This is a genomic window from Actinacidiphila sp. bgisy160 (assembly GCF_965342435.1).
Taxonomy (GTDB): Bacteria; Actinomycetota; Actinomycetes; order Streptomycetales; family Streptomycetaceae; genus Actinacidiphila.
Genome location: NZ_CBDRCM010000011.1, coordinates 53,847 through 69,580 on the forward strand (window position 1 = coordinate 53,847; position 15,734 = coordinate 69,580).

The 15,734-nt window shown below is 75.1% G+C and carries 11 protein-coding genes; 3 read left to right on the top strand and 8 right to left on the bottom strand.

Translation table 11 applies throughout. The features are described from left to right. Positions 1 to 778: 778 nt before the first annotated feature. From ACRWNP_RS12375 to ACRWNP_RS12395, 5 genes are all read right to left on the bottom strand, one after another. A complete protein-coding gene (locus ACRWNP_RS12375) occupies positions 779 to 1,525 on the bottom strand; it encodes a bifunctional DNA primase/polymerase (RefSeq protein WP_431961167.1) in 747 nt (248 codons plus the stop codon). Positions 1,526 to 2,316: 791 nt separating this feature from the next. Continuing rightward, entirely contained in the window at positions 2,317 to 3,699 is a 1,383-nt protein-coding gene (locus ACRWNP_RS12380) for a serine hydrolase domain-containing protein (RefSeq protein WP_431961168.1), read from the bottom strand. A 54-nt stretch (positions 3,700 to 3,753) separates the two neighbouring features. Next, positions 3,754 to 4,806 carry a YeiH family protein gene (locus tag ACRWNP_RS12385; RefSeq protein WP_431961169.1) on the bottom strand — a complete coding sequence of 351 codons (1,053 nt, stop codon included), beginning with the start codon at positions 4,804 to 4,806 and terminating at the stop codon, positions 3,754 to 3,756. Between the two features lie 71 nt (positions 4,807 to 4,877). Beyond that, positions 4,878 to 5,441 (bottom strand): cysteine dioxygenase, encoded by a 564-nt coding sequence (locus tag ACRWNP_RS12390; RefSeq protein ID WP_431961170.1) that lies wholly within the window; start codon positions 5,439 to 5,441, stop codon positions 4,878 to 4,880. 99 nt (positions 5,442 to 5,540) lie between these two features. Then, the gene (locus ACRWNP_RS12395) at positions 5,541 to 6,446 is read right to left on the bottom strand and encodes a LysR family transcriptional regulator (RefSeq protein ID WP_431961171.1); all 906 of its coding nucleotides are present in this window, start codon (positions 6,444 to 6,446) and stop codon (positions 5,541 to 5,543) included. A gap of 161 nt (positions 6,447 to 6,607) precedes the next feature. On the opposite strand from ACRWNP_RS12395, the gene ddaH reads away from it, so the two are divergent. Further along, the gene (ddaH, locus tag ACRWNP_RS12400) at positions 6,608 to 7,423 is read left to right on the top strand and encodes a dimethylargininase (protein WP_431961172.1); all 816 of its coding nucleotides are present in this window, start codon (positions 6,608 to 6,610) and stop codon (positions 7,421 to 7,423) included. A 31-nt stretch (positions 7,424 to 7,454) separates the two neighbouring features. Beyond that, on the top strand, positions 7,455 to 8,987 hold the full coding sequence (locus ACRWNP_RS12405; RefSeq protein WP_431961243.1) for a phytoene desaturase family protein: 1,533 nt from the start codon (positions 7,455 to 7,457) through the stop codon (positions 8,985 to 8,987). A 227-nt stretch (positions 8,988 to 9,214) separates the two neighbouring features. On the opposite strand, the gene ACRWNP_RS12410 is transcribed toward ACRWNP_RS12405, so the two are convergent. After that, positions 9,215 to 10,207: a small ribosomal subunit Rsm22 family protein gene (locus ACRWNP_RS12410; protein ID WP_431961173.1), complete on the bottom strand. Its 993-nt coding sequence runs from the start codon at positions 10,205 to 10,207 to the stop codon at positions 9,215 to 9,217. Between the two features lie 477 nt (positions 10,208 to 10,684). Between ACRWNP_RS12410 and ACRWNP_RS12415 the strand changes: the two genes are divergently transcribed. After that, positions 10,685 to 11,941, top strand: coding sequence for an MFS transporter (locus ACRWNP_RS12415; protein WP_431961174.1), 1,257 nt, complete (start codon positions 10,685 to 10,687; stop codon positions 11,939 to 11,941). Positions 11,942 to 11,989: 48 nt separating this feature from the next. On the opposite strand, the gene ACRWNP_RS12420 is transcribed toward ACRWNP_RS12415, so the two are convergent. After that, positions 11,990 to 13,825 carry an ABC transporter ATP-binding protein gene (locus tag ACRWNP_RS12420; protein WP_431961175.1) on the bottom strand — a complete coding sequence of 612 codons (1,836 nt, stop codon included), beginning with the start codon at positions 13,823 to 13,825 and terminating at the stop codon, positions 11,990 to 11,992. Beyond that, positions 13,822 to 15,552, bottom strand: a complete 1,731-nt coding sequence (locus ACRWNP_RS12425; protein WP_431961176.1) for an ABC transporter transmembrane domain-containing protein — start codon at positions 15,550 to 15,552, stop codon at positions 13,822 to 13,824. The genes ACRWNP_RS12420 and ACRWNP_RS12425 overlap by 4 nt, the downstream gene beginning before the upstream one ends. Positions 15,553 to 15,734 lie beyond the last annotated feature (182 nt).

Consider the following 15,734-nt stretch of genomic DNA (forward strand, 5'->3'; position numbering starts at 1 on the left):
CGAGCCCGGCGGCAACCACGGCTTCAAGGCGCTCGAACTCGGCGACCCGCGCTTCCTGATACCCCGCCAGGTGGGCTGGCCCAAGTGGTTCGTGGCCGACGTCGCGCCGGAGCTGGGCGGCGCCGGCTCCGGCACGAACCGCTGGCTGATGGTCTTCGAACGGGGCGGCGCCCGCGAAGCGTGGCGCGTGTCGTACGTCGCCTCCGTACGGGCCTCCGCCATCCCGGAGTTCACCCGTGACGCGCAGGGGTACGTGGAGCCGGTGCAGGCCGAGGGGTCGGGGCTGGTGGTGGATCCCGGCGAGCTGGGCGGCGCCTACACCGGCTACCTGGCCAAGGGCGACGCCAAGGACGCGTCCGTGTTCGCCCCGGGCTCGTCGACCTCGGAGCTGATCACCAGCCGGGCGAAGAGCGCCCGTACCGCCCAGTCGGCCACCCAGTACGCCGACCAGCCCGCCACGGAGGGGGACTTCGCCCCGCTCGGGCTGCGCACCAAGGACGGCGGCGCACTGGTCTTCTTCGCCACGCACCACACGGCGAAGATCACCATGCTGCGGGCGGGCGTCACGCCGCGGGTCGACATGTACACCAAGGCACTGATGACCGGCACCCCGGACACGTCGGTGACGCTGGGCCGGGTCGCCCGCCAGGCCGTGCTCGTCCCGTCGAAGAAGGACGGCGGCGGTCAGGTCATCTTCCTCACCCGCACCGTGGGCCTGGTCGCCGCGCGCGGGGAGTGACCGGCGGGGGGCGGTGCGGGCTGGGGCGAGCGGCCGGGGTCAGTGCAGCCAGCCTGCCGTCTCGGGCTCGGGCTCGATCTGGGCGCAGGCGTCGGTCAGCACCCCGAGCAGCGGCAGCGGGTCGGGCAGCGCCCGGTCCGGGCCGTGACCGGTGACCCACGCCACGGTGGCGCCGGAGGGCAGCCGCGAGGGCGGGAGCAGCACATAGCTGGCGCGGCAGTGCCAGCGCAGTCCCGGGTGCTCGTCGAGGGTCTCCGGGTGGCAGTCCAGTTCGCAGGGCCACCACTCGTCCTCGTCGGCCGTGGCACGGGTGGCGGTGAAGAACAGCATCCGCCCGTCGGTGACCGCGACGGGACCGGCCGCGGAGCCCTCGGCGGCCAGCCGCTCCAGGGCGATCCGGCCCGCCTCTGCGGGTACGTCCAGGACGTCGTGGGCGATGCCGGTGGCGGTGATGAAGTTGGCCAGCGGGTGCGTGCGCAGCCAGCGCCTGACCTGCTCGGGGTCCGTGGTGGCCTGGGTCTGCCAGGCGAACGAGACGGGGTGCGTGCCCGGGGTGGGACAGCCGATCCGGTCACAGGAACAGCGGTAGCCCGAGACGGGCGACGGATGGGCGGCCGGTGCCAGCGGCAGCCCCGCGTCCGCGGCCTCCAGCACGAGCTCGTCCCGGCGCAGGTCGTCCCCGTTCCGGCCACCGGCGGCCGCGCGGACCGCGGCCCCGTCCACTCCGGCACCACGCTCCCCCGTCTTGCGGCGCAGCCAGTCGGACAACCTGCCCTTGGTGACCATCGAGCCCCTTTCCTCGCCCGTGAACCCTTGCTCCACCTTATGTAACGAGGTAAAGGCCGTTGGAGGAATCCACGGATGGTTGGAACCGTCCTGCTCCCCGTCCGCATTCCGGCCGCACACGGGTCCCCCGGGGAGGGGCGGCTCCGTCCCGGCCGATTCGGCCCCGCATATCGGGGCAAACAGTTGGAATGACATATGAGGGATTCAGCTGACATTCAGCTATGTTTTCCACGTCGCCGCTGGTCGCGGCAGTCTCGGCGCGGCCCGCACCGACCTCGCCGGCCGTGACCACTGTCACCCGCGGAACGGCACGTCGACCGCCCCGGGAGGTCGATCCGCGCTCGCCTGGGTTTCCGACAGCTTGTCGGCAACCCAGCGACTCAGGTCTACCTGAGTCGCGACGATTCCTGCAGGCCCGACGCAGGAGGATTCCCTTGACGCCGGCCCACGGCTCCGCGACCGCACCGTTCTCGGCCGTCATCCGCTCCGCCAGCCACGACCGGCACACCGAGGCGGAGACCTCGGTCTTCATCGACGACCGCGGCCAGGGCTCGCCGTGCCGTCTCCGCCAGGGCCGGGCGGCCCAGGCACGCGCGCGGTTCAGGCGCTCCCCGGCGAGATACCGGCCGACGCCGGTGAGCGCGGCGGCGGGAGCCCGAAGGGACGGTTCCCCGCGCCCGGCAGCCCCGACTCATCTGACCAGCCTGTCCGCCGGCGTCGCGGGGGCTCGCGTCCGGCGGCGCCGGCGTCGGCGTCCCCGTCAGTGCGGGTCCCCAGGACGACCGGGGCTGCTAACCCAGGGGGGAGGTCCAGCCCGAGGGGTCGACTCCGCCCGGGACGGGGGCCGTCGGGTCGTAAGGGGTGCGGGTGAAGACGAAGGAGCCGAGGTCGAGATGGCTGACCGCGCCGTCGGGGGTGCGCACGGCGCGGAGGGTCTCGCCGTCGTAGTAGCCGTCCAGGCCGGTCCAGGTGCCGTCCGGTTCCGCGCGGAAGCGGGCACCGCGGGCGGTGCCGGACAGGGCGGCCAGTTCCAGGTCGCGGCCGGTGCGCAGGCGCAGAACGTGGGAGGCGGTGCCCCAGTACCAGGGGCCGGTGAGGGCGAGCAGTTCCGGGTCGGGGTCGGAGACCGGCCGCCAGGGCTCGGGGATGCGGGGCTCGCGTTCGGCGACGAGGCGCAGCAGGTCGGCGGCGATCGTCGTGGCCGGGGCGCCGGTGGTGGAGTTGGCGAGGACGACCGCGCCGAGGCCCTCGGCGACGTCGCACCACAGCCCGGCCACGAAACCGGGCATCGAGCCGCCGTGGCCCACCAGCACCCGGTCGCCCGGGGCCTTCGCCAGTTGAACGCCGAGGCCCTGGTCGCCGCCCGGCGCGGCCGGCCTCCGCATCTCCTCCAGCGTCGCCGGCGCCAGCACGCGCTCGTCGCCCGCGGCGAGGAAGGCCGCCCAGCGGCACAGGTCGTCGGCGGTCGACCACAGTTCGCCCGCCGGGGACATCAGCCCGGTGTCCTGCACGGCCTCGGCCATCATCAGCTCGGCGTACGGGTGGACGGCCCAGCCGCCGGCGTGCGGGGCACGCGGGCGGCGCGTCGTACGGGTCATCCCCAGCGGCTGGAGGACCTCGGAGGTCAGCACCTCGTCCCAGGGCCGGCCGTCGTGGAGCGCCTCGACGACGGCGCCGAGCAGAGCGTACCCGGGGTTGGAGTAGTGGTGGCGTTCGCCGGCGGGGTGCAGCCGCGAGGTCCCGCCGAGGAGGTCGGCCGTCTCCGGGCGCAGCTCGCCGGGCGTGCGCTCCCACCAGGGTCCGGGGGTCTCCGCGGCCAGTCCCGCGGTGTGTGTGAGGAGTTGGCGCACGGTGACCCCGTCCGCCGGGGTGCCGCCGATGTGCTTCTCGACCGGGTCGTCAAGGCCGAGGCGCCCGGCGTCGCGCAGCCGCATCACCAGTACGGCCACGAAGGTCTTGGTGATGGAACCGATCCGGTACTGGGTGTCCCCGTCCGGGGCGTGCCCGTCCACGCAGGAACGCGCCCCGGTCCACACGTTCTCGCCGTCCCGGACGACGGCCGCCACGAGGGAGGGGGTACGGCTCTGGGACTGGGCGACCGCGACGCGGTGCAGCAGCGCCCGGCGGGTGTCGGGGAGCAGGGCGGCGTCGGGGTCGGTGTGCGGTGTCGGCATGCGCTCACCTTAGAGGTCGCCCCGGCGCGGGTGCCGGGCGCTCGGTCGCGGGCGTCAGCTGGTCAGGAGCACTCCGGCGTAGGAGACGGTGGCGATGAGGGTCCAGGAGATCAGGCCGACCGCCACCACACGCGGCCCGGTCCGCGCGAGCGCGGGCAGGTGCACCATGCTGCCGAGCCCTACCATGGCCATGGCCAGAAGCAGTTGCTGCAACCGCTGCGCGCCGTCGAGCACGTCGGCCGGCAGGACTCCGGTGCCGCGCACGGCGATCATGACGAGGAAGCCGACCACGAACAGGGGCAGCAGCGGGGTCCGCCGCGCGGACGCGGTGGCATCGGGCCCCGCGGTGCCGGAGCCGGCGCGCCGCCTGCGCAGGGAGTAGGCGACCGCGGCGACCAGCGGTGCCAGGAGCGCGACGCGCATCAGCTTGACGAGCACCGCCTCGCCGAGCGCCGCCGGGCCCGCGGTCTGGGCCGTCGCGACGACCTGCCCGACGTCGTGCACGCCGGCCCCGGCCCAGCGTCCGAACTGGACGTCGTCCAGGCCGAGCGGGTGGTGCAGCAGCGGCAGCACGCCGATGGCCAGGGTGCCGCAGAGCGTGACCAGGGCGACGGACGCGGCGACGTCCTCCTCGTCGCTGCCGGTGACCTGGCTCACCGCGCCGATGGCGGAGGCACCGCAGATGGAGTAGCCGGTGGCGATGAGCAGGGGCTGGTCGCCGCGCAGGCCCATGCGGCGGCCGAGCCAGACGGTGCCCCAGAAGGTGGCGGCCACGACGCCGACCACCATGCCGGCCGTGGCCCAGCCGAGGCCGAGCACGTCGTCGAGGCTCAGTTGCAGCCCGAGGACGACGATGCCGACCCGCATCAGCCGTTTCCCGGCGAAGGTCAGTCCGGGCCGGGCCCCGCCGCGCAGGGTCGCGCGCAGGCCCGGCAGGTTGGCGGCGGCGATGCCGAGGACGACGGCGGTGGTGGGCACCGGCACGGCGGGCAGCAGCAGGTGCAGCGCGGTCGCGAGCGCGGCGCCGAGGGCGGCGACCAGCAGGCCGGGCAGCACGGCCGCGGCGGCCCGGCGGCGGCCCGCACCGCCTCCGGCGGGGGCGGTCACGGCGGGCGCCGCCGGGGTCGCTCCCGCGGGGGCGGGCGACGGGGCGGCGGCGGGCGCGTGAGTGCGGAGGTTCACCGTTCGCCGACCGGCAGCCGGTAGACCCGCCGCACGCTGGAGCCCAGACGGGAGATGTCGGCCCCGTAGATGTGCAGCGATACGGCCTTGCCGGTACCGCCGTTCCACACCTCGTGGATGTCGCCGGGCGGCGCGAAGCCGCACACGTCGCCCGGGGCGTTGACGACGTCCTGGGTCGGGACGAGGCGGGAGCCGTCGCCGTCGGGGACCAGCCGGTAGCGGCGCTCGTGCTCCTGGCCCTGGTGCACGCCCGTGACGCACCACGAGACGTGGTCGTGGATGGACGTCCGCTGCCCCGGCAGCCAGACCAGGGCGACGATCGAGAAGCTGCCGTCCTCCTCGGCGTGCAGGATGTGCTGGCGGTAGCGGTCCGGGTCGCCCTCGGTGTGCCGGTCGGCCAGCAGGCCGGCGGCGCCGAGGTACGGCGCGAGCCGTTCGCCCACCAGATGGGCCGTCGGGCCGGGCGGCAGGCCACGGCCGACCGTCTCGCGCACCTCGTCGACGAGGCGGGCCAGCCGGGCGGTGGGCGCGGAGAGCGCCGGAACGGTCGCGGAGGTCATGCCCGCAGCGTCCGTGCGCGCGGGCCCGCGCGTCCACTGACAGTTCCTTCACCCTGCCCGCGCCGCTCCTTATGGATGGGGCACGGACAGGGGCCCGGGTCAGCAGCCACTGCGCCGCTCGGCGACCGTCCGCAGCGCGTCGAGCACCAGCGCCGCGGCCGGGATCCGCAGATGGTCGCGCGGCACGTACGCCGCGACCCGGCGGCGGGAGACGGGGTCGAGCGGCCGCCCGGTGACCCGGTCCAGCCGCATGAAGGACAGCACCAGCCCGGGCATCATCGCGACCCCCAGCCCCTCCGCGACCAGCGACTGCACCACCAGGTTGTCGTCGGTGGCGAAGGCGATGTCGGGGGCGAAGCCCAGCTCGGCGCACTCGTGGAGGAAGTTGACCCGGCAGCGCATGCAGCCGGCGATCCAGCGTTCGTCCGCCAGGTCGCGGAGCCTGACCGAGCGGGACCTGGCCAGCCGGTGCCCGGTCGGCATCAGGACCATGAGCTGGTCCTCCAGCAGCGGGATCTCGACCAGGTCGTCCGGCACCGCCTCGTGCAGTCCGGGATAGGTGAAGGCGAGGGTGATGTCGCACTCGCCGCGGGTGACCCGCTCCAGCGACTCGGGCGGTTCGTCCCCCAGCAGCTCGACCCGTATGCCGGGGTGCTCGGCCGCCAGCAGGGCCAGCGCCTCGGGGATCAGGGTGGCGTTGGCGCTGGGGAAGGCGCACAGCCTCACCCGGCCGGTCTCCAGCCGGGTCACCGCCCCTATCTGCTCCCAGGCCACGGACATGCTGTCGAGGATGGTCTCGGCGTGCCGGGCCAGTGCCTCGCCCGCCTCGGTCAGCCGCATGCGCCGCCCGACGCGGACGAAGAGCGCGGTGCCGACCGAGCGCTCCAGCGCCTTCATCTGCTGGGTGACCGCGGGTTGCGTGTAGCCCAGCGCCGCGGCCGCGGCCGAGTAGGAGCCGGCCGTGACCACGGTGTGGAAGGTCTTGATGTGTCTGGAATCGAACACCTACGAATCATAAGAGGAACTTGGGGCAACCCGGCACGGGGCCCTCTGGTGCTTCTGGGACCGCTGCGCCGGGAGGTGTTTGCGTCCGCAATCCGGTGCGTGGCGTCCGCTGCGGGTCCACCATGTCTCTACGGCCTCAACCACACCGCGAGGAGCCTTCATTGAGCGCAGCGCGAACCGCCTCGTACCGCCGGTATCTGATGTGTCCTCCCACGTACTTCCGCGTCACGTACTCCATCAACCCCTGGATGGACCCCACGAAGCCGGTCGACCCCGCGCTCGCCCTGCTCCAGTGGGAGGACCTCCGCGACCGCTACCGCTCGCTGGGGCACACGGTGGACGTCCTGGAGCCGCTGCCGGGCCTGCCGGACATGGTCTTCGCCGCCAACGGCGCCACCGTGGTCGACGGCCGGGTCTTCGGGGCCCGCTTCGCCAACGCCGAACGGGCCGCGGAGGCGCCCGCGCACCGCGAGTGGTTCCTGGGCCGCGGCTACGGCGAGGTGCACGACCCGCACCACGTCAACGAGGGCGAGGGGGACTTCGCCGTCACCGAGAGCTGGCTGCTGGCCGGGAAGGGGTTCCGCAGCAGCCCGCTGTCGCACGCCGAGCTCCAGGAGTTCTTCGGCCGCCCCGTCATCGGCCTGGAGCTCACCGACCCGCACTTCTACCACCTCGACACGGCGCTGTGCGTGCTCGCCGGCGACGAGATCATGTACTATCCGGACGCCTTCTCCCCCGGCAGCCGCGCGGTGCTCCGCCGGCTCTTCCCCGACGCGCTGACCGCCACCCGCCAGGACGCCACGGCCTTCGGCCTGAACAGCGTCAGCGACGGCCTGCACGTCCTGATCCCCTCCGGGGCCACCGGGCTGCTGCGGCGGCTGCGCGAGCGCGGCTTCGAGCCGGTGCCGGTGGACATGTCCGAACTGCACAAGGCCGGAGGCAGTGTGAAGTGCTGCACCATGGAGCTGCGCGACTGACCGTGATACGAAAGGGCGCATGTCGCAGCAGCTGCCCCTCCGCACCTCGTACGACGTCGTGATCGTCGGCGGCGGCCACAACGGCCTGGTCGCCGCCGCCTACCTCGCCCGCGCCGGCCGCTCCGTGCTGCTGCTGGAGCGGCTGCCGGACACCGGCGGCGCCGCCGTCTCCACGCGGGCGTTCACCGGTCTGGACGCACGGCTGTCCCGCTACTCGTACCTGGTGAGCCTGCTGCCCCGGAAGATCGTCGACGACCTGGGGCTGCGTTTCGCCGTCCGGCGCCGCCGCATCTCCTCGTACACCCCGCACGGCGACGGCGGCCTCCTCGTCGACGCCGAGTCGCCCTCCGCGACCCGCGAGAGTTTCGTCCGGCTGACCGGCTCCGACCGCGACTTCGAGGCCTGGCAGCGCTTCTACGGCATGACGCAGCGGGTCGCCGAGCGCGTCTTTCCGACGCTGACCGCGCCGCTGCCCTCCCGGGCCGAGCTGGAGCGGACCGTGGACGACGCGGAGGCCTGGTCGGCGCTGTTCGAACGGCCGCTGGGCGAGACCGTCGAGTCCGTCTTCGAGGACGACGTGGTGCGCGGCGTGGTGCTGACCGACGCCCTGATCGGCACCTTCAGCCACGCGCACGACCCCTCCCTGCTGCAGAACCGCTGCTTCCTCTACCACGTCATCGGCGGCGGCACGGGGGACTGGGACGTGCCCGTCGGCGGCATGGGCGCCCTCACCGACGCGCTGGCGGACGCGGCGCGGGCGGCCGGTGCGGAGATCGTGACCGGGACCGAGGTCACGGCCGTCGAGACCGACGGCACCCGGGCCGAGGTGTCCTTCGAGGGCGGCCTGGTGGGCGCGGGCCACGTGCTGGTCAACGCCTCCCCGTACGCCCTGGCCGAACTGCTGGGGGAGGCGCCCCCGGACAAGCCGGAGGGCGCCCAGCTCAAGGTGAACATGCTGCTGCGGCGGCTGCCACGGCTGCGCGACACGGCGGTGGACCCGCGCGACGCCTTCGCCGGCACCTTCCACATCGCCGAGTCGTACACCCAGCTGGACCGGGCCTACCGCGAGGCGGCCGAGGGCGCGGTGCCCACGGCGCCGCCCTCCGAGATCTACTGCCACTCGCTGACCGACCCCTCGATCCTCTCCCCCGAGCTCGCCGCCCAGGGCGTGCACACCCTGACCCTCTTCGGGCTGCACGCCCCGGCGCGGCTGTTCACGGACGACCCCGCGCAGGCGAAGGAGACCCTGCTCAAGGCCACCCTGGCGCAGCTGGACGCGGTGCTGGCGGAGCCGCTGGCGGACTGCCTGGCGGTGGACGCGGACGGGCGGCCGTGCATCGAGGCGAAGTCGCCGCTCGACCTGGAGCGGGAGGTCGGCCTGCCCGGCGGGCACATCTTCCACCGGGACCTGGCCTTCCCCTACGCGGAGTCGGGCGGCGGCGCCTGGGGCGTGGGGACCGCGCACGCGAACGTCCTGCTGTGCGGGGCGGGCGCGGTGCGCGGCGGCGGGGTCAGCGGCGTCCCCGGCCACAACGCGGCCATGGCGGTGCTGGGCGGCCGCTGAACGCACGGCGGGGTGCGGCCTGCGCGGTGCGCGACGGCTCCCCGGCAGGCGAGCCGCTCCGCGCACCCGGGGCACCGGCCGCACGTCGTCCCGGACGAGGTCGCGCAACTGCCGGCGCCGCACCACGCGGTCCGGCGAGCCACCATCCGCCGCCCACCGCCCGCCGACGACAGGCGGTCGCTCCCCGGACCCGGCGCATCGGCCTTGTCCGGCGGCCCGCCCCGGGGTTACTCCGGCTCCGCCGGAGGAGGCGGCCACGTGTCGCCCCAGGTGACGTCGCGGGCGGCGCGGTACAGCGGCCCGTGCCGCTTGGTGACGGTGTCGCGGCGCAGGCCGTCCTCGACCGTGCACAGGTCGACGAGGACCTGCCCCTTGCGGATCTGCGGGTGCCGGACCACCCGGTCCGGTGAGCCGTGCCGCGCCGCGGGGAAGCGGGCCGCGGCGACGTAGCTGAACTTCTCGTCCTCGTACGGGAGGGAGCCCCCCTTGACCTGCCGGTGCAGTGAGGTCCGGGCGACCCGCGCCGCGAAGTGGCACCAGTCCGGGGCCTGCACCGGGCACGTGCCGTCGTGGGGGCAGGGAGCGAGAACGTGGAAGCCGTCCGCGACGAGCCTCGCGCGCGCCGCGAGGATCCGCGCGTAGCCGTCGGGGGTGCCCGGCTCGACGATGAGCACGGCGCCGCGCGCCGCCCTGGCGGCCTCGGCGACGACCGCGTCGCGGTCGGGTCCGGTGAGCTCGCCGATGACGTACGACAGCGTGACCAGGTCCGCCTCCGGCAGCCGGGCCCCGCCGCCCAGCGGCGTCTTCTGCCAGCGCGCGTCCCGCACCGCCGCGTGCTCCGAGCCCGCGGCCAGCTCACGGCCGAGCGAGAGCGCCGCGTCCGACCAGTCGAGGACGGTGCTGGTGTGCGTGCCGTCCTCCCAGGCGTCGGCGACCGCCCAGGTCGCGGCGCCGGTCCCGCCGCCCACGTCCAGGTGGCCGGCCGGGGCCCACTCCCCCGCCCGGGCCCGGAACTCCGCCAGCGCCGCGCCGACCGCGGCGTGGGTGGCCGGCATGCGGTACGCCGCGTATGCGGCGACGTCGGAGCGGTCGCGGAGGATCGGGGTGCTGCTGGGGGTGCGCCCCCGGTAGGTGGCGATCAGCCGGTCGACGGCCTGGGCGGCACGGCCGGGCGGGAGCCCGTCGAGGAGACCGGCGAGGGCGGATTGCAGAGAGGACACAAGGATCAAGGGTAAGGCCCGCCCGGAGCGGGCCGGCGCGGTCGCCGGCAGGGTGCTCCGGCACCCGGTCGGCAGGAGGTCGCGCGATGTTCCTGGAGATCGTGCTCACCGCTGCCCCCCTCGACCGGACGAGGCCGAGGAGGCGCAGGAGGCCGCGTTCGGGGACGACGGTGAGATCACCGGCGCCTGGACCGGCGAGGGCCGCTGCCACCTCGACCTGGAGGTCGATGACGCGGCGGACGGGGATGAGGTCCTGCGGCGGGTCGGCCGGGTCCGCCGGGTCCTGCTCGGCCTCGGTCTCGGCGGCCACGCCAGGGTGATCGTCCGGGACCGACGGAACCCCTGGGGCAGGCCCGGGGGTTGCGTCGGTCCGGATCCTCGCGGCGTCGTGCCATCCGGCCCACGCATCCGCCGCGTTGTCGTCGGTGACCCCTAGGCTCTGCCGTCATGACCTCGCCGGATGATCAATCGGATGACATGCGCCGAGACTTCGGCCGGCTGTGGGGCGCCTACGCGGTGAGCGCGGCGGGGAGCGCGGTCGGCTCCGGGGCCCTGCCATTGGTGGCCGTGCTGGCGCTGGACGTCACGACCTTCCAGGTCTCCCTCCTCGCGGCCCTGTCGGCGCTCGCGGGCGCCGCCATCGCCCTCCCCCTGGGCGGCCACGTGGAGCACCGCCGCAAAAGGCCGGTCATGATCACCGCCGATCTGGTCCGCTGCCTCGTGCTGCTCAGCGTCCCGGTCGCGGCCGCCCTCGGCGTGCTCACCTTCGCGCAGCTGTGCCTGGTGGGTGTCTTCCAGTCGGCCGCGGCCATCGTGTTCGGCGCGGCGAGCACCGCGCACCTCAAGGGCCTCGTCCCGCCGGCGGAGCGCCTCCGGGCGGCCTCGCGGCTGGAGACCACCAACTGGCTCAGCCAGAGCGCGGGGCCGCCGATCGGCGGGCTGCTCGTCACCGCCTTCGGGACGACGGTCTCGCTGGCCGTGGACGCGTTCTCCTTCCTGCTGTCCGCCCTGGGCGTCCGCCGGATCCGCCGCCCCGAACCGGTGCCCCCGGCACGGTCCCGGTCGCACGGCCGCGGCCGGGAGCTGATGGCCGGCTGGACCTACGTCCTGGGGCACCGCGGACTGCGGCCGCTGTTCTGGAACGCCATGCTCTTCGGCGGGGCCATCATGATGAGCAGCCCGCTGCTGACCGTCCTGATGCTCCGCGAACTGCGCTTCGCTCCCTGGCAGTACGGCCTGGCGCTCGGACTGCCCTGCCTCGGCGGCGTCCTGGGCTCCCGCCTCACCGCCCCGCTGACCGGCCGGCTCGGCCCGCACCGGGTGCTGCTCCTGTTCGGGGTCCTGCGCACGCCCTGGCTGCTGCTGCTCGCCTGGGCACCTTCCGGCTCCCTCGGGCCCGTCGTCCTGATCACCGCCAACACCTTCCTGCTGCTGGCCGCCGGTGTCTTCAACCCCTCCTTCACGACGTACCGCATGGCCGCGACGGACGACGCCGTCATGACCCGGGTCGTCACCGCGTGGTCGGTGGGATCCAGGACGGCCCAGCCGCTGTCCATGCTGGCCGGCGGCGCCGTCGCCGCAGTGGGAGGTGTCCGCCTGGCGATCGTCGTCGCGGGCGTGCTGTGCCTGGCCAGCGCCCTGCTGCTGCCCTGGCGCGCACTGCCCTCCGCGGCCGCCGGCGGGGCAGGGGCTGGGAAGGAGGCCGAGCCCTCGGGCAAGCCCGCCACGACCTGAACCCCGTCGGGCTGCCGTCGGAGTGGGACGGCGAGCCGGACGGTGTCATCACGGTGGCCCCTGTGGACCGGCGCAAGCGGCCGGCCGGCCGGGTGTTCCGTCCCGGCGCTCCGGCGTGTCCGTCGTGTCCGGGGTGTCCGTCGTGCCGTGCCAGGAACGCCAGAGGGCGGCGTAGGCCCCACCGCCGGCCACCAGGTCGTGGTGGGTGCCGAGCTCGGTGACCACACCGCGGTCCATGACGGCGACGCGGTCCGCGTCGTGTGCGGTCTGCAGCCGGTGGGCGATGGCGATGACCGTACGGCCCCGCAGGACACCGGCGAGGGCACGCTCTGTGCTGCGCGCCGTCGTGGGGTCGAGCAGTGCGGTGGCCTCGTCCAGGATCAGGGTGTGCGGGTCGGCCAGCACGACCCGGGCCAGGGCGAGTTGCTGCGCCTGGGCGCCGTCGAGGCGGTGGGCGCCACCGCCGAGTTCGGTGTCGAGACCGCCGGGCAGTTCACCGGCCCAGCCGGCGTCGACGGCGGCGAGCGCGGCGCGCAGCTCGGTGTCGCCGGCGGCCGGTTTCGCGATGAGGAGGTTGTCGCGGAGCGTGCCGTGGAAGACGTGGTGTTCCTGGGTGACCAGGACGACCTGGCGGCGCAGGTCGTCCGGGGCGAGGTCGGCGACCGGCACACCGCCGACGGTGACGGTGCCGCTGCGCGGCCGGTCGACGCCCGCGAGCAGCCGGCCGAGGGTGGACTTGCCGGCCCCGGACGGGCCGACCACGGCGAGCCGTTCCCCGGGCCGTACGTCCAGGTGGACGCCGTGCAGCACATCGCCGCCGTGGCCGTACGCGTACCGGACGTCCACCACCTCGATGCGGTCGTCGGCGGGCACGTCCGTGGTGGGCGGCCCGGCCCCGGGGACCATGGCCAGGCCCTCGACGCGGGCGTACGAGGCGGCGCTGCCCTGCAGGTGCTCCACCCACAGCAGCAGGTTGTCCAGCGGCCCGGCCATCTGCCGCAGGTAGATCGCGGAGGCGATCACGGTGCCGAGGGAGACGGCACCCCGGGCGTGCAGCGCGCCGCCGGCCAGCAGGACGCACACCACCGGCAGCGTGTAGGAGACGTCCACGGCGGGGAAGAGCACCGTGCGCAGCCAGAGCGTGCGCAGCCGGGTGCGGCGGGCCTGCGCGACGGCGGCCTCGGCCGTCGCGACGCGGCGTTCCTGCAGGCCGAGCGCCTCGACGGTGCGGGCCCCGCCCGCCGTGGCCGCGAGTTCCTCGGCGAGCGCCGAGTTGGCCTCGCCCTCGGCCAGGTAGGCGGCGCGGGCCCGGCGCAGGTACCAGCGCAGGGCGACCGCCATCACTGTCATGCCGGCCAGGCCGCACAGTCCGAGCAGCGGGTCGAGCAGGACGACGGCGCCGACGACGAACAGCACCTGGACGCAGGAGATGAGGACCTCGGGCACCGCGTCGCGCAGCGTGACGGCGACGGCGGTGACGTCGGTGGTGCCGCGTGCGACCAGATCGCCGGTGGGGACCCGTTCGACGGTGGCGGCGGGCAGCGCGAGCGTACGGTCGAGGAAGCGCTCGCGAATCCGGGCCGCGGTGCGCTCGCCGAAGCGGGCGCCGGCCCGCAGGGCCTGACGGGAGAGCAGGATCTGCAGCACCGTGCAGGCGGCGATGGCGAGCGCCAGCCGGTCCACGGCGGCGAGGGCGGCGCGGCCGGGCGCGTCCTTGACGGTGTCGACGATCGCGCCGAGCAGCCGCGGCCCGGCGAGTCCGGCGGCCGCGGCGAGCGCGTTGAGCGCGAGCACTCCGGCGAACGCGCGCCGTTCGGCGCGCAGTTCGCCGAACGCGGCGCGACGGACCCGGGCGCGGTCGGCGACCGGCAGCACCCCCGTCACCTTCCGGCCTCCTCACCCGTGCCGCGCGCCACCAGTGCCCGGTAACCGGGCTCGTCGCGCAGCAGGTGGTGGTGCGTGCCGGTGGCGGCCGCCTTGCCGTCGACGACGAACACGACGACGTCGGCCTGTTCGAGCACGAGCGGCGACGTCGTGGTGACCAGGGTGGTGCGGCCCTGCCGCGCGGCGCGCAGCCGTGCGGCCATCGCGGCCTCGGTGTGCGCGTCGACGGCGGAGGTGGGTTCGACGGCGAGCAGGGTGTCCGGGGCGGCGTGCAGGGCGCGGGCGAGCCGCAGCCGCTGGCGCTGGCCGCCGGAGAGGTTGCGGCCCTGGGCGGCGACGGCGGAGTCGAGGCCGTCGGGGAGGGCGTCGACGACGTCGTCGGCGACGGCGGCGTGGACGGCCGCGCGGATCGCGTCGTCGGCCGGCTCGTGGCGTCCGGCGACGACCTCGCGGACCGTGCCGGCGAAGAGGTCGGCCTCGTTGTCCGCGACGAGGACGCGGTCGCGGAGCGCCTCCACGCAGACGGCGTGCAGCCGGACGTCGCCCCAGGTCGCGTCGGAGGGGGCGAACCGGCCGAGCCGGTCGACGACGGCGACGGCGTCCTCGGGGCGGGTGGCGGCGAGCGCGGTCAGCAGCCCGGGGCGGACCTCCACTCCGGAGCCGGGGTCGCGCAGCACGGCGGGCCCGTCCGGGAGGTGGGCGGTGACCCGCCCCGGGGCGTCCGGGTCGTCGGCGTGTTCGGGCCGCAGGGCGAGGAAGCGGATGACCCGCCGTGCGGCGACGGTGGCCCGGGCGAGATCGGCGCCGCCCTCGATGAAGAACGCCACCGGGATCACCAGCACGGCGACGTAGCCGTAGACGGCGACGAGGTCGCCGACGCTGAGCGAGCCCTGTGCGGCCATCCGCGCGGCCAGCCAGGTCACCACCGCGAGGAAGAGCGCGGGGAGGCCGTTGCCGAGGGCGCCGACCCAGCTGGTCACGGCGCCGACCCGGTACCCCTGCTCGCGCAGGTCCGCGGAGTCGCGGCGGTAGCGCGCGGCGTACGCGTCCTTGCCGCCGAGGCCGCCCAGCACCCGCAGTCCGGTCACCACGTCGACCAACCGCGCGGTCAGCGCGCCCTGTTGTTCACGGTAGCCGGTGCCGACCCCCTGCAGCCGGCGCAGCAGGGGCCCGACGGTGAGGGCGAGCAGCGGCACCCCGGCCAGCACCACGACCGCGAGCAGCGGGGATATGGACAGCAGGAGCACCGCGACGGCGACGTACGCGACGACGGCGCCGACCCCGGGTCCGGTCACGGTCAGCGACTGCGCGATGGCCTGCACGTCGCTCATGCCGATGGCGACGACCTCGCCCGCCGTGACCCGGCGCGGCAGGGTGGCACCGAGGCGCGTCGCGTGCGCGACGGTGACCCGGACTGTGCGGAAAGAGGCGTCCATCCGGACCTTGGTCATCGTCCGGTGCCGCGCGACGCCGAGCCACGCCGTGCCCGCGCTGCCGGCGAGGATGGCCGCGGCCCAGCCGGCGAGGGCACCGTGGTCGTGCGCGCGCAGGCCGTCGTCGACCGCGCGCGACAGCAGGTACGGCGAGAGGGCCAGGCTCGCCATCCACGTGCTGCCCAGCAGCGCCCCGAGCACCACGCGGCGGCGCTGGCTGACGACCAGCCACCACAGGAACCGGACCGGACTGCCGATGTGTCTCGGGGCGGGAGCGATGCGGCTTCCTGGCATGGCCACACCATACTGACCCGGTCCGCCCGCTCCGTCACCCGCCCACCCGCCCGGAATGAGCGGTTCCACCCGCGCGCGCCCGTATACGAAGTGCCGGGGCGTACCGCACCATGGCCAGGGGGCGCACGAACCGCCCACCGGAGCGCGTCCGGGGGTGTACAGGGCGCCCGCGACCCCGCACA

What these genes read in the sequence shown, in the direction of transcription:
- ACRWNP_RS12380 (WP_431961168.1), bottom strand. Translation starts at nt 3,699, where the DNA reads ATGCCGACACCGCACACCGACCCCGACGCCGCCCTGCTCCCCGACACC.
- ACRWNP_RS12415 (WP_431961174.1), top strand. Translation starts at nt 10,685, where the DNA reads ATGCGCCGAGACTTCGGCCGGCTGTGGGGCGCCTACGCGGTGAGCGCG.
- ACRWNP_RS12375 (WP_431961167.1), bottom strand. Translation starts at nt 1,525, where the DNA reads ATGGTCACCAAGGGCAGGTTGTCCGACTGGCTGCGCCGCAAGACGGGG.
- ACRWNP_RS12390 (WP_431961170.1), bottom strand. Translation starts at nt 5,441, where the DNA reads ATGACCTCCGCGACCGTTCCGGCGCTCTCCGCGCCCACCGCCCGGCTG.
- ACRWNP_RS12425 (WP_431961176.1), bottom strand. Translation starts at nt 15,552, where the DNA reads ATGCCAGGAAGCCGCATCGCTCCCGCCCCGAGACACATCGGCAGTCCG.